The 12,636-nt window shown below is 62.5% G+C and carries 13 protein-coding genes; 7 read left to right on the plus strand and 6 right to left on the minus strand.

The window, feature by feature from the left end; all coding sequences use genetic code 11:
• Window positions 1–148: 148 nt before the first annotated feature.
• Window positions 149–886, plus strand: a complete 738-nt coding sequence (locus AB4Z53_RS08480) for a Bax inhibitor-1/YccA family protein (RefSeq protein WP_113535358.1) — start codon at window positions 149–151, stop codon at window positions 884–886.
• Between the two features lie 122 nt (window positions 887–1,008).
• A complete protein-coding gene (locus AB4Z53_RS08485; RefSeq protein ID WP_291148709.1) occupies window positions 1,009–1,563 on the plus strand; it encodes a GNAT family N-acetyltransferase in 555 nt (184 codons plus the stop codon).
• 123 nt (window positions 1,564–1,686) lie between these two features.
• Here the strand turns inward: AB4Z53_RS08485 and AB4Z53_RS08490 are convergent, their stop codons facing one another.
• The 3 genes from AB4Z53_RS08490 to acnA all read right to left on the minus strand — a co-directional run bounded on the left by AB4Z53_RS08490 (window position 1,687) and on the right by acnA (window position 6,125).
• Window positions 1,687–2,091, minus strand: coding sequence for a DUF2794 domain-containing protein (locus AB4Z53_RS08490; protein WP_291148712.1), 405 nt, complete (start codon window positions 2,089–2,091; stop codon window positions 1,687–1,689).
• Window positions 2,092–2,405: 314 nt separating this feature from the next.
• Complete coding sequence (locus tag AB4Z53_RS08495) at window positions 2,406–3,179, minus strand: DUF1223 domain-containing protein (RefSeq protein WP_113535355.1); 774 nt, start codon at window positions 3,177–3,179, stop codon at window positions 2,406–2,408.
• 255 nt (window positions 3,180–3,434) lie between these two features.
• Window positions 3,435–6,125 (minus strand): aconitate hydratase AcnA, encoded by a 2,691-nt coding sequence (gene acnA / locus AB4Z53_RS08500; protein WP_441595555.1) that lies wholly within the window; start codon window positions 6,123–6,125, stop codon window positions 3,435–3,437.
• A gap of 269 nt (window positions 6,126–6,394) precedes the next feature.
• Between acnA and ccmA the strand changes: the two genes are divergently transcribed.
• The 5 genes from ccmA (at window position 6,395) to AB4Z53_RS08525 (ending at window position 9,469) form a co-directional block, all read left to right on the plus strand.
• Window positions 6,395–7,045: a heme ABC exporter ATP-binding protein CcmA gene (ccmA, locus tag AB4Z53_RS08505; protein WP_113535353.1), complete on the plus strand. Its 651-nt coding sequence runs from the start codon at window positions 6,395–6,397 to the stop codon at window positions 7,043–7,045.
• Between the two features lie 51 nt (window positions 7,046–7,096).
• Window positions 7,097–7,756 (plus strand): heme exporter protein CcmB, encoded by a 660-nt coding sequence (gene ccmB / locus AB4Z53_RS08510; protein ID WP_113535352.1) that lies wholly within the window; start codon window positions 7,097–7,099, stop codon window positions 7,754–7,756.
• 164 nt (window positions 7,757–7,920) lie between these two features.
• Complete coding sequence (locus AB4Z53_RS08515) at window positions 7,921–8,691, plus strand: heme ABC transporter permease (RefSeq protein WP_223725860.1); 771 nt, start codon at window positions 7,921–7,923, stop codon at window positions 8,689–8,691.
• A complete protein-coding gene (gene ccmD / locus AB4Z53_RS08520) occupies window positions 8,688–8,864 on the plus strand; it encodes a heme exporter protein CcmD (protein WP_162768588.1) in 177 nt (58 codons plus the stop codon). Before AB4Z53_RS08515 ends, ccmD begins: the two co-directional genes overlap by 4 nt.
• Complete coding sequence (locus tag AB4Z53_RS08525) at window positions 8,861–9,469, plus strand: DsbE family thiol:disulfide interchange protein (protein ID WP_113535350.1); 609 nt, start codon at window positions 8,861–8,863, stop codon at window positions 9,467–9,469. The genes ccmD and AB4Z53_RS08525 overlap by 4 nt, the downstream gene beginning before the upstream one ends.
• A 55-nt stretch (window positions 9,470–9,524) precedes the next feature.
• Here AB4Z53_RS08525 and AB4Z53_RS08530 read toward each other — a convergent pair whose 3' ends face one another.
• The 3 genes from AB4Z53_RS08530 to ftsY all read right to left on the minus strand — a co-directional run bounded on the left by AB4Z53_RS08530 (window position 9,525) and on the right by ftsY (window position 12,634).
• Complete coding sequence (locus AB4Z53_RS08530; protein WP_441595643.1) at window positions 9,525–10,109, minus strand: DUF2585 domain-containing protein; 585 nt, start codon at window positions 10,107–10,109, stop codon at window positions 9,525–9,527.
• 5 nt (window positions 10,110–10,114) lie between these two features.
• Complete coding sequence (locus AB4Z53_RS08535; protein WP_291148726.1) at window positions 10,115–10,747, minus strand: septation protein A; 633 nt, start codon at window positions 10,745–10,747, stop codon at window positions 10,115–10,117.
• Between the two features lie 108 nt (window positions 10,748–10,855).
• Entirely contained in the window at window positions 10,856–12,634 is a 1,779-nt protein-coding gene (gene ftsY / locus AB4Z53_RS08540) for a signal recognition particle-docking protein FtsY (protein ID WP_441595556.1), read from the minus strand.
• Between the last annotated feature and the right edge of the window lie 2 nt (window positions 12,635–12,636).

A 12,636-nucleotide genomic window follows, 5' to 3' on the forward strand; every position in this document is an offset into this window, starting at 1 on the left:
TCTTGTACGGAAAAGGTTTCGGCATCATATTTATCCACAGGCATGCTGGAGCTCCGCAGCGGCGCCTGGGCGTGGAAGCTTGCCTTCCAAAGCGAGACCGTTCGCCGCCCGACACCGTAACTTCCACCGGAGCTTAAATGAGGAAACAATGGCTGATCTGAGAAACTACCAAACCCGAATGTCGCCCGCCGGCGCTCAGGCGGGTGCCGTGATCGATGAGGGCCTTCGCGCGTATATGCTGAAGGTCTACAACCTGATGGCTTTTGGCCTCGCGATCACTGGCGTGGCAGCTTACGGAACCTATGCGCTTGCCGCCTCCAATCCGGCATTCGCCCAGCTCATCTACGCTTCGCCCCTGAAGTGGGTCGTGATGCTGGCGCCGCTGGCGATGGTCTTCTTCATGAGCTTCCGCATTAACTCGATGAGCGTCTCCGCAGCGCAGACGACGTTCTGGATCTACGCGGCCTTGATGGGCCTGTCCCTGTCGTCGATCTTCCTGGTCTTCACCGGCCAGAGCATCGTGCAGACGTTCTTCGTAACGGCCGCTTCGTTCGGCGCTCTGTCGCTTTACGGCTACACGACCAAGAAGGACCTGTCCGGCTTCGGCACGTTCCTGATCATGGGCCTCTTCGGCCTGATCATCGCGTCGATCGTCAACATCTTCCTTGCTTCGTCGGCCCTCGGCTTTGCGATCTCCGTGATCGGTGTTCTGGTCTTCGCTGGCCTCACCGCCTACGACACGCAGAAGATCAAGGAAATGTACTACGAAGCCGATGACAGCACCGTTGCCGGCCGCAAGGCGATCATGGGCGCGCTGACGCTCTACCTCGACTTCATCAACCTGTTCATGTTCCTGCTCCAGTTCATGGGCAACCGGAACAACTAAGGTTGGAACGAATGACGGAAAAGGCGGCCTCGGCCGCCTTTTTTGTTGCCGGAGAAATGTTGATCGCGTCCGGGCTCCGTGGGAGTGAAGGACACCGAAACCTCGAGCTACAGTCTACCGCTATGTCCCTGAGCCTGCGTGACGCCACCTTGGCCGACCTTCCCGTCATCACCGCGATCTATCGCGAATCCGTGTTGAATGGCGTCGCGACCTACGAGATCAACCCGCCTTCCGAAACGGAGATGCGGGCGCGGTTCGAGACGATCATCGGCAATGGATATCCCTACATGGTTGCCGTCGACGATGGCGGAACGATCGTCGGCTATGCCTATGCTTCCGGTTTTCGCACGCGCACGGCCTATCGCTTCCTGGTCGAGGATTCCATCTATCTGGCGCCGGAAGCGCGCGGCAAGGGAGCCGGCAAGGCGTTGCTCGCCGAACTGATCCGGCGTTGCACGGAGCTTGGCTTTCGGCAGATGGTGGCGGTGATCGGCGGCGCCCATCCGGCTTCGATCGCGGTGCACCGCTCCCTCGGCTTCGAATATCAGGGCACGATGAATGCGACCGGTTTCAAGCATGGCCGCTGGCTCGATACGGCGATCATGCAGCTTGCACTCGGAGAGGGGCAGACGAGCGATCCGCCGGAAGACGTCTATCCGGACACGCTCTATCAGTGATCGTCGAACGTTCGGCGGACGCTCGACATGCGCCGCTTGTGGTCAGCCGTCCCGGGACAGATCAACCCGCTGCGCCGGAGACATCGCCGCGCATCTCACCGCAACGTCGGTGTGAAACAGGCCTCAGGTTTCCACCAGCTTCAGAACCTTGTCGAACACTTTGAGCACCTGGGCGAGCTCGTGCCCGCGCTTCAGGATCGTGCCGTGAATGTTCAGCACGCTGTAAGCACCCTGCTTCGCCGCCAGTTTCGGGTTCTTCTCGATCCGGTAGAGCGGCATTTCGCCCGAACGCTTGAACACCGAGAAAACCGCCCGGTCCCTCAGGTGATCGATGGCGTAGTCCCGCCATTCGCCTTCGCCGACCATGCGACCGTAGACCCAGAGGATCTGGTCCAATTCGCGACGATGGAAAGTGATGGGGGGAGGGTTCTTGGCGTTCTTGTATTCGTGAAGATCGACGACCACTTCGGAAGTGGTCTCGCGCTGATGGCGCGCCTCGCCTTGCGGCAAATCCGGCTCATCGGTCATCGGCAATCCGGCCTTCTGTTGTGACAGAACGATAACAGTGTGCCTGACATGAGCCGAAAAGCAAGCCGGAAGCCGTTGGACGATGAGGGCATTTCTTACGTCTGCCCCAATTCAGTCAAATCGCCGCCCCAATTCACCGCAAAACTCGCGGGCGCTGACGGACAGAGTCGTTGCCACCGTATGTCCGGTCAGGTCGTCATGCTGCGGGAGTTCACCGAACGCAGCCATGGCCGGTTCGGTCCGGTAACTTCGAACCCTCAGCCCCAGCCCCTCGATGCTGCCGGGCCGAACCACCCCTTGCGCGCCTCGCCGGGCTATAACTTGCCCTGCGGGCCGGCGAGCACGGCCGTTGCGCCGACGATCGCGCCCGGCGTTTCCTTGTCCTTCATCGTCTGCAGGAGAACGGCACAGCCGCTGTTGCCGGACCGTTCGGTCAGGACTGTCGCGGGGAGCGTGAAGCTTGCCGGCGTTCCGTCCCACATGCCGATCGTCTGGATGTCACGCACGGCATGCCAATAGGGGACTTCCTTGCCGCTGTTCTCGCCCTTCTCCATCTTGACGATTTTCGCACGGTCGAAATAGACGACGACGACGTTTGCCTTGCCGATGCCGCTGCCAATGTTGATCTGGATCTCCTCGCCCTGGATCTTTGCCTCGACGGGAACGGCAAGTCCCTTGCCTTCCGCCTTCATGGTTTCCAGTCGGGTCTTGATCGCCTCGAGGTTGCCGCCGTTGAGATGATCACGGCCGTTGAGGATCGCCTGGGGCGTATAGACGCCGTTGCGGCCAAGCATCCGGGCATAGGCGTATTGCCGCTCGGTATTTTCCTTGGAGGCGAGCGTGTCGGCCCAGCCGAGATAATTCCAGTAGTCGACGTGATAGGCGAGCGCCACGACATCGCCGTCATCGACCAGTGCCTTCAGCGCGGCGTCGGCTGGCGGGCAGGAGGAACAGCCCTGGCTGGTGAACAATTCCACGACGCCCTTGATCACCTGTCCGTCCTGCGCCCCGGCCGGTGCACCGGTGGCTGCGAACAGCCCGAAAGCCAGTGCAAGAGGACGAATGAAAGAACGGTCTGCGGATGTCATGGCGTCACTTCGTTGGGGCCGTCGGCCTACTCCTTATGGGGGAGTTCTTTACATACGCCGGCCACGCATCAACGGGAAGTCACGTTGGAGTGAGGTGGCGGGTGAGCACGACCTTGTGTTGGACGCGCCGGCATTGGGCGCCCAAAGAAAGAGCCGGGGCGCCTTTCGGCGTCCCGGCTCCAATGTCTTACCGCATGCTTCCTTCAATCATAGCCGACTAAAGGCGTTGCGCGGCGCGTAGACGACCCCGGCCGATCAGGCGGCGAGGTCCCGCAGAACGGTCTGCAGGATGCCGCCGTTGTTGACGTAGGTCACTTCGTCCAGCGTATCGATACGGCAGATCAGCGGAATTTCCTTCACGCTGCCGTCGCCGTAGGTGACCTTGGCGACGCGCTTTTCGCGCGGCTGGACATTGGCGAGGTTGTCGATGGTGACGACTTCATCGCCCTTGAGGCCCAGCGATTCCCAGGTCGTGCCCTCTTCGAAGACGAAGGGGATGACGCCCATGCCGACGAGGTTCGAGCGGTGGATACGCTCGAAGGACTGTGCGACGACAGCCTTGACGCCCAGCAGGTTGGTGCCCTTCGCAGCCCAGTCGCGCGACGAACCGTTGCCGTATTCGACACCGGCGAAGATGACGAGCGGAACGCCCTCTTCCTTGTACTGCATGGCGGCGTCGTAGATCGACATCTCTTCCTTCGACGGATAGTGGATGGTGTAGCCACCTTCCTTGCCGTTCGGGCCGAGCATGTGGTTGCGGATGCGGATGTTGGCAAACGTGCCGCGCATCATCACTTCATGGTTGCCACGGCGCGTGCCGTACTGGTTGAAGTCGGCAACGCCGACGCCATGACCGATAAGGTAGGCACCAGCCGGCGAAGCCGCCTTGATCGAACCCGCCGGCGAGATGTGGTCGGTCGTGATCTTGTCACCGAAGAGACCGAGGACGCGGGCGCCCTTGATGTCGGAGATGCCAGAGCCGGACTTGCCCATGCCGACGAAGTAGGGCGGGTTCTGAACGTAGGTCGACGCATCGTCCCAGGCATAGGTCTGGCCCGGAGGAACCTGAACGGCCTGCCAGTTTTCGTCGCCCTTGAAGACGTCCGCGTACTTGGTCGCATAGAGCTCGCGGGTGACGTACTTGAAGATGAACTCCTGGATTTCCTTCGAGGTCGGCCAGATGTCCTTGAGGAAGACGGGCTTGCCGTCCTTGTCCTCGCCGATCGGCTCCTTGGTCAGGTCCTTCTGGACGGAACCTGCAAGCGCGTAGGCGACGACGAGCGGCGGCGAAGCGAGGTAGTTCGCCTGGACGTCCGGCGAGATGCGGCCTTCGAAGTTGCGGTTGCCCGAAAGAACGCCGGCGGCGATCAGGCCCTTGTCGTTGATCGTCTTCGAGATCGGGCCCGGCAGCGGGCCGGAGTTGCCAATGCAGGTCGTGCAGCCGAAGCCGACAAGGTTGAAGCCGAGCGCGTCGAGGTCCTTCTGCAGGCCGGACTTGGCGAGGTATTCGCCGACGACCTGCGATCCCGGTGCAAGCGAGGTCTTGACCCACGGCTTGGACTTCAGGCCCTTGGCGACCGCGTTGCGGGCGAGCAGGCCGGCAGCGATCAGCACCGACGGGTTGGAGGTGTTGGTGCAGGAGGTGATCGCAGCGATGGCGACGTCGCCATGGCCGAGGTCGAAATCCGTGCCTTCGACGGCATAGCGGTTCGAAAGCTGGCCGGGCTTCTTGTAGTCGTTTTCGAGTGCGGTGGCGAAACCGGACGCGATGTTTTCGAGCGCGATGCGGCCTTCCGGACGCTTCGGACCGGCCATGGCCGGAACGACGTCGCCGAGGTCGAGTTCGAGCGTGTCGGTGAAGACGAGCTCGGAGCCGTCGCCGTCGCGCCACATGCCCTGCGCCTTGGAGTAGGCTTCGACGAGTGCGATGCGTTGCTCTTCACGGCCGGACATGGTGAGGTAGTTGATGGTTTCGCTGTCGACCGGGAAGAAGCCGCAGGTCGCGCCGTATTCCGGGCCCATGTTGCCGATGGTGGCGCGGTCGGCGAGCGTCATGTTGTCGAGGCCCGGGCCGAAGAATTCGACGAACTTCGAGACAACGCCCTTCTTGCGCAGCATCTGCACGACCATCAGCACGAGGTCGGTCGCGGTGACGCCTTCCTTGAGCTTGCCGGTGAGCTTGAAGCCGATGACTTCGGGCAGAAGCATCGAGACCGGCTGGCCGAGCATCGCGGCTTCCGCCTCGATACCGCCAACGCCCCAGCCGAGAACGCCGAGACCGTTGATCATGGTGGTGTGGCTGTCGGTGCCGACACAGGTGTCCGGGTAGGCGGTGATTTCGCCGTCTTCTTCACGGGTCCAGACCGTCTGGCCCAGATATTCCAGATTGACCTGGTGACAGATGCCGGTGCCGGGGGGAACGACGCGGAAGTTCTTGAATGCCTGCTGACCCCACTTCAGGAAGCGGTAGCGCTCGCCGTTGCGCTGGTATTCCAGTTCGACGTTGCGGGCAAAGGCGTTCGGCGTGCCGAATTCGTCGACGATGACCGAGTGGTCGATGACGAGGTCGACGGGAACCAGCGGGTTGATCTTCTCCGGGTCGCCGCCGAGCGCGACCATGGCATCACGCATCGCGGCGAGGTCGACGACGGCGGGAACGCCGGTGAAGTCCTGCATCAGCACACGGGCGGGACGGTAGGCGATTTCGTTTTCAGCCGTGCCCTTGTCGTTGAGCCAGGCGGCAATGTTCTCGATGTCCTTCTTGGTGACAGAACGGCCATCTTCGTTGCGCAGCAGGTTCTCGAGCAGAACCTTCATCGAGTAGGGAAGCTTGGATACGCCGGCGAGACCGTTCGCCTCGGCCTTGGGTAGGCTGTAATAGACGTAGTCCACACCGTTGACGGTGAGCGTGGAGCGACAATTGAAGCTGTCTAGGGACTTGGACACTGGATAATACCCCGTTCCGTCTGATCGCCAAAAACTGACGTACGAACGCCCGAGCGCCTGTGAAGCGCGAATTGGGATGCGGGTGCGGCCATTTCCGCTGTCCGTACGTGGAAATTCATTCCATGTTCGGCGCTAGGATGAAATTCACGCCGACCGCTGGCGTGTTGGCCGCCTTATAGATAATTTCTCCAAAACGTGCCAGAGCAACGAAGGTCCAATCGGAACTTTTTTTGCTCTGCGGAAGACACGCGAAGGGAAGTCTAATATTCATGCGCCTGCTGGCTGAAGGTTTGAGTGCGAAGCGCGGCGAGGATCTGATTTTTAACGATATTTCCTTTGCTCTTGATACCGGCGAAGCCCTTGTGGTGACGGGTCCGAACGGTTCCGGCAAGTCCACCTTGCTGCGGGTTCTGGCCGGGTTGCTGGCCCCCGAAAGCGGGCAGCTGAAACTTGAGAATGGCCCCCCGGAAATAGCCCGTCCAGCAGAGGTCAGCCACTATCTCGGCCACCGCAACGCGATGAAGCGCGAACTGACCGTCGCGGAAAATCTTTCCTTCTGGCAGCGTTTCATGGGCGATTCGCCCGGTGGCCACGGTGCCGCACTCGATGACGCCGTGGAGGCCGTCGGCCTGCCTGATATCGCACATCTGCCCTTCGGCTATCTCTCCGCCGGCCAGCAGCGCCGCATGGCGATGGCGAAACTGCTCGTCGCCTATCGCCCGATCTGGATTCTCGACGAGCCGACAGCGGCGCTCGATGTCAGCGCCGACCGGCTGTTTGCGGATCTGGTCAAGGCACATCTCGGCAAGGGCGGCATCGTGATCGCAGCGACGCACCAGCCGCTCGGGCTCGATCAGACGAAGGAATTGCACATGAAGGGCTTCGAGCATTTGGCGGAAGGGTTCTGGCATGATGCGTAAGGGCACGATGCGCAGAAGCCTGCCCGTGGTCGCGGGCGGGAGAATGCCGGCATGATCGCACTCTTCTTCCGCGATTTGAAACTGTCGATCCGCGCCGGCGGCGGCGCGATGATCGGCGTGCTCTTCTTCATGACGGTGGTCGCGGTCATACCCTTCGGCGTCGGCCCGGATCTGAACCTGCTTTCACGCATCGGCCCGGCGATCCTGTGGATCGGCGCTCTGCTCGCCTCGCTGCTTGGTCTCGATCGCCTGTTCCAGGCGGAGCGGGACGACGGCTCGCTCGACCTGATGCTGATGCAGGAGACGCCGCTTCTTGTCACCGTCTTCATCAAATGTGCGGCCCATTGGGCGGCGACCGGCCTGCCGCTGGTGATTGCTTCGCCGCTGCTCGGCCTCTTCATGAACATGAGCGAGATTGCGATCGGCGCCACGATGCTCACGCTTCTGATCGGCACGCCGGCGATCACCTTCATCGGTGCGGTGGGCGCTGCCGTCGCCGTGTCGCTGCCGCGCGGCGGGCTGCTGGTTTCGATCCTCGTGCTGCCGCTTGCAATCCCGGTGCTGATCTTCGGTGTCAGCGCGGTTTATGCGGCGATCGAGGATCCGGCGCCGTTCCTGCCGCCCCTGATGATCCTTACCGCGATCACCCTGTTCTTTGCCGTCATCGGTCCGGTTGCCGCCGCCGCAGCGCTTCGGCACGCGTCCGATTGACGCAATCGGGTCGCAGCGGCTGAAACTGTTTGCGGTTTTCCGCCGCAGCCGGCGCTAAGTCCTTCAGATCGATGACGTTTACGACGAGCGGACCAAACTGATCGTGATCGGTCGATTGACGGGGATCAATTGCAGCAGGGGGACTTAAGCGCTAAAGAGCCATCATGAGCGAAAACAGCCTGGCCATCCGCAAATTCAGCGACCTCGCCAATCCGACACGGTTCCTGGCGCTGGCCGACCGTCTGCTGCCGTGGCTCGCAGGCCTGACCGCGCTGTTCTTCGTTGCCGGCCTGTGGCTCTCCTTCACGACGGAAGGCGACTACCAGCAAGGCGAGACGGTGCGCATCATGTATGTGCACGTGCCGGCCGCCTGGCTGTCGATGATGTGTTACTCGGTGATGGCATTGGCCGCCCTCGGCACGCTCGTCTGGCGCCATCCGCTGGCTGACGTCTCCTCGCGCGCCGCAGCGCCGATTGGCGCCTGTTTCACCTTCCTGGCGCTCGTCACCGGCTCACTCTGGGGCAAGCCGATGTGGGGCACCTGGTGGGTCTGGGACGCGCGGCTCACTTCGGTCTTCGTGCTCTTCCTCATGTATCTGGGGCTGATGGCGCTCAACCGCGCGATCGACGACCCGGCACGGTCCTCCAAGGTTTCCGCGGTGCTCGTGCTGGTCGGTTTCGTCAATATCCCGATCATCAAGTTCTCGGTCGAATGGTGGAACACGCTGCATCAACCGGCGAGCGTCATGCGGCTCGACGGGCCGACGATCGATCCGGAGTTCCTGTGGCCGCTGATCGTGATGGCGATCGCCTTCACGCTGCTGTTCTTCACGCTGCACATCGCCGCCATGCGCAACGAAATCCTGCGCCGGCGCGTCACTGCGCTGCGCCGACTGGCGGCACGTAGCGCCGGCCGGGGAGCCCGCACGAAATGATGAGCCACGCCGCCTATGTTTTCACGAGCTATGGAATAGCAACGCTGACGGTCCTCGGCCTGATCGGCTGGGTCGTCCTGGATGGGCGCGCCCGCCGGCGGGAACTTGCCGAACTCGAAGCCTCGGGCATTCGCAGGCGCTCGGCCGAAACTGCGGCAGGAGAGACACGATGACCAGCACTCCTGCGCCGGGCAGCGAAGAGCGCAAGCCAGGCCCCTTGCGGTTCGTCTTGGCGGCGCTGCCGCTCATCATTTTCGCCGGGCTCGCGGCGATCTTCTGGAGCCAGCTCAATTCCGGCAAGGATGTGAGCGAAATCCCGTCGGCGCTGATCGGCACCAAGGCGCCGAAGCTCGATCTACCGGCGCTCGAGGGTGCGACCCGCGACGGCCAGCCGATGCCGGCACTGACGGATGCAGCGATTAAGGGCAAGCTGACGCTCGTCAACGTCTGGGCCTCCTGGTGCGTGCCCTGCCGTCAGGAGCATCCCTTCATCCTGGAACTGTCTAAGGACCCGCGGCTCACCGTCGTCGGCATCAATTACAAGGACCAGAACGAAAACGCTCTGCGCTTCCTCGGCGAGCTCGGCAATCCGTTCTCGGCGATCGGCACAGACCCGCGCGGCAAGGCAGCGATCGACTGGGGCGTCTACGGAATCCCGGAATCCTATCTCGTCGGTCCTGACGGTACGATCCTCTACAAACGGGTCGGACCCTTCGACGAAAACAGCGTGAAGACCGGCCTGCTGCCGGCGATCGAGAAGGCGACTGCAGGCTCGTAACTGCTCTCGGCATTAGCTTTTCATTCGGATGAGGGGCTGCGACGGCGAAGCCTGACTAAATGCCCGCCTGCCAGTCCCGGACTGCATCCAGCGGCCAGGCCAGCATCAGCACGTTGAGCGTGAGATTGTCGCGGATCAGCCAGCCGGTGAAGATCTCGAAGACGATGGCGACCGTCACGGTCAGCCAGATGGGCATGCGGGCGGCAAACAGGAAGCCGGCGGCCATGGCCAGGGTGTCCATCGTCGAATTCAGGATGCTGTCGCCGAAATAGTCGAGCGAGATCGTCGCCGAGCGGTAGCGGTTGATCACCATGGGCGTGTTTTCAGCGATCTCCCAGGCGGATTCGATCACCGTCCCGAGGAAGAGCTTGGCCGTCAGCGGCTTGCCGCGCAGGAGCAGATGGCCAAGGCCGTAGAACAGGAAACCGTGGATGACGTGGGAGGGCGTGTACCAGTCGGCGATGTGCTGCGAGTTGCCGCTGGATTTGACGACCGGCTCGAAAAGTTTGACGTAGCCGCATTCGCAGATCCAGAGGCGACCCATCAGATGCTGGGTGACGATCTGGATGATGAGAACCGCGAAACAGGCCGCGAGCCAGAGGAGTGCATGCCGGTTGCGGCTGTCATTCTCCTCGAGCATCGTGCTCACTCGGCGTTCTCCTGGTCAAGCGAGTGCTTCATGATCAGGGGCATCTGGGCGAGCGTGAACAGGATGGTGATCGGCATCGTGCCCCAGACCTTGAAGGCGACCCAGAAATCGGTGGTGAACGACCGCCAGACCACTTCGTTGAGGACGGCGAGGAACAGGAAGAACACGCCCCAGCGCAGCGTCAGCTTGCGCCAGCCGGCTTCGTCGAGCTTGAACGCGGAGTGGAAGACGTAGCCGAGCAGCGACTTGCCGAACAGCAGACCACCGAGCAGGATCGCGCCGAACAGCGTGTTGACGATCGTCGGCTTCATCTTGATGAAGGTGTCGTTCTGCAGCCAGAGCGTCAGCGCGCCGAACACGAAGACGACGATGCCTGATATCAGCGGCATCATCGGCAGGGTGCGGGTCAGCATCCAGGAAACGGCGAGCGCGATCGCGGTTGCGGCCATGAACAGGCCGGTGGCGATGAAGATCGGCCCGCCGAGTTCGGCGAGTGCCGGAAAATGCCCGGCCAGCCATTCGCCGCGCGAATTGGCGAAGAAGAAGACCATCAACGGTCCTAGCTCCAGCACCATCTTGAGCAAGGGGCTGACTTCCTTCTGCGGCTTGGTAGCCTCGATCGACGACATCTGGGGGTCCTGTTTTCGCATGTGCCTGCTGCTCATAACACCAGCTTTGCGGCAAAACCATATCAAGGCAACGGGCCGGCGCAAATGCGCGCGTGCCCGATGGCCTCGTCAGGCGGCAACGCCGGCGATCGCCTCGGCAAAATCCTTGGCTTCGAACGGCTCCAGATCGTCGATGCCTTCACCGACGCCGATGAAATAGACCGGCAGCTTGTGCTTGGCCGAGATGGCAACGAGAATGCCGCCGCGCGCCGTGCCGTCGAGCTTGGTCATGATCAGGCCGCTGACGCCGGCGACGTTGCGGAAAATCTCGACCTGCTGCAGGGCGTTCTGGCCGGTGGTGGCGTCGAGCGTCTGTAGCACGGTGTGCGGCGCATCCGGATCGAGCTTGCCGAGCACGCGCACGATCTTTTCAAGTTCTGCCATCAGTTCCGCCTTGTTCTGCAGGCGGCCGGCGGTGTCGATGATCAGCACGTCGGATTTCTTCTCGCGCGCCTGCTGGAACGCCTCATAGGCAAGGCCGGCGGCATCGGCGCCGAGCTTGGAAGAGACAATGTCGGACTTGGTGCGCTCCGCCCAGATCTTCAGCTGCTCGATCGCCGCGGCACGGAAGGTGTCGCCGGCGGCGAGCATGACCTTGAGGCCCGCGCCCGAAAGCTTGGCGGCGAGCTTTCCGATCGTCGTGGTCTTGCCGGTGCCGTTGACGCCGACCACCAGGATCACGTGCGGCTTGTGGCTGAGGTCGAGTTCCAGCGGCTTGGCGACGGGCGAGAGCACCTTGGTGATCTCGCCGGCCATGATGCGCGAGACGTCCTCGCCCGAGACATCCTTGCCGTAGCGCTCGGAGGCGAGCGTGTCGGTGATGCGCATCGCCGTCTCGACGCCAAGGTCGGCCTGGATCAACAGGTCTTCGAGATCCTGCAGCGTCGCTTCGTCGAGCTTGCGCTTGGTGAAGAGGCTGGCGATCTGGCCGGTCAGCTGCGACGAGGTGCGCGCAAGGCCGCGGCGCAGGCGCTGGTACCAGGTGAGCTTTTCCTTCGGCGCGGCGACGGGTTCTTCCTTGGGCTTGCGCTCGGTGGCGGAGAAGCCCTTGGGCAAAGCGGGGGCGGCAGCGGGCTGGGGCTCGACTGTTTCTGTCGGCGCGACGTCATTCGCTGCTTCTACTGCGTTGGCTTCTGTGGTCTCGGCGGGTTGGCGAAGGGCTGCGGCTTCACCCCCTTCTGCCCTGGCGGGCATATCTCCCACAGGGGGGGAGATTGCGCTGGGCTCGTTCTCGAGCCCAGAAGCGAGTGTTTCGGCTGCCGCAGTCTCTTCTACTTCGGTTTCGTCGCCGTCGACCGTTGGCAATGTTTCCGCCGGGTTTTCGACGGCTGCGGCGTGGGGGGGCTCGAGCGTCTCTTTCCCGATCGCCGGGTGTTGGCTGGCGATTGGTTCCGCAGTCTCGGAAGTTGCGGATTTGTCTTCTGCCGGAGCCTCGACCTCCGTCTGCTCTCCCCCCTTGTGGAGGAGCTGTCCCGAGGGGACGGAGGGGGGGATCGCGACCTCAGCCTCGACTGGTACAGCTTCTGCTTCATCACGCGCCAGTTCTTCGGCGTCGTCCGACGCAGGTCCGCCAGCGGTCTCGATCTCGGCTTCGAGCACCGGATCGTTGTCGGACAGCGGCAAGGTCTCGATATCAGCCGGCGGCTCGAAAGCAGCTTCCGGAGGCTCTTCGACGATCTCTAGCTCGGCGACGGGTGCGGGCGGTTCGGCCGCTTCTGCGCTCGGCTCCGGTTGCGCCTCAACTTCGGGCGAGACGACAACCGCCTCCTCAGGCACGCCTTCCGGCGGCTTCGTTTCCTCCGCGCCCTTGCCGAAGGTGAAGATCCTCTTGATGAAACCCATTGCCATTC

The sequence above is a fragment of the Ensifer sp. 2TAB8 genome, assembly GCF_052115125.1.
Taxonomy (GTDB): Bacteria; Pseudomonadota; Alphaproteobacteria; order Rhizobiales; family Rhizobiaceae; genus Ensifer.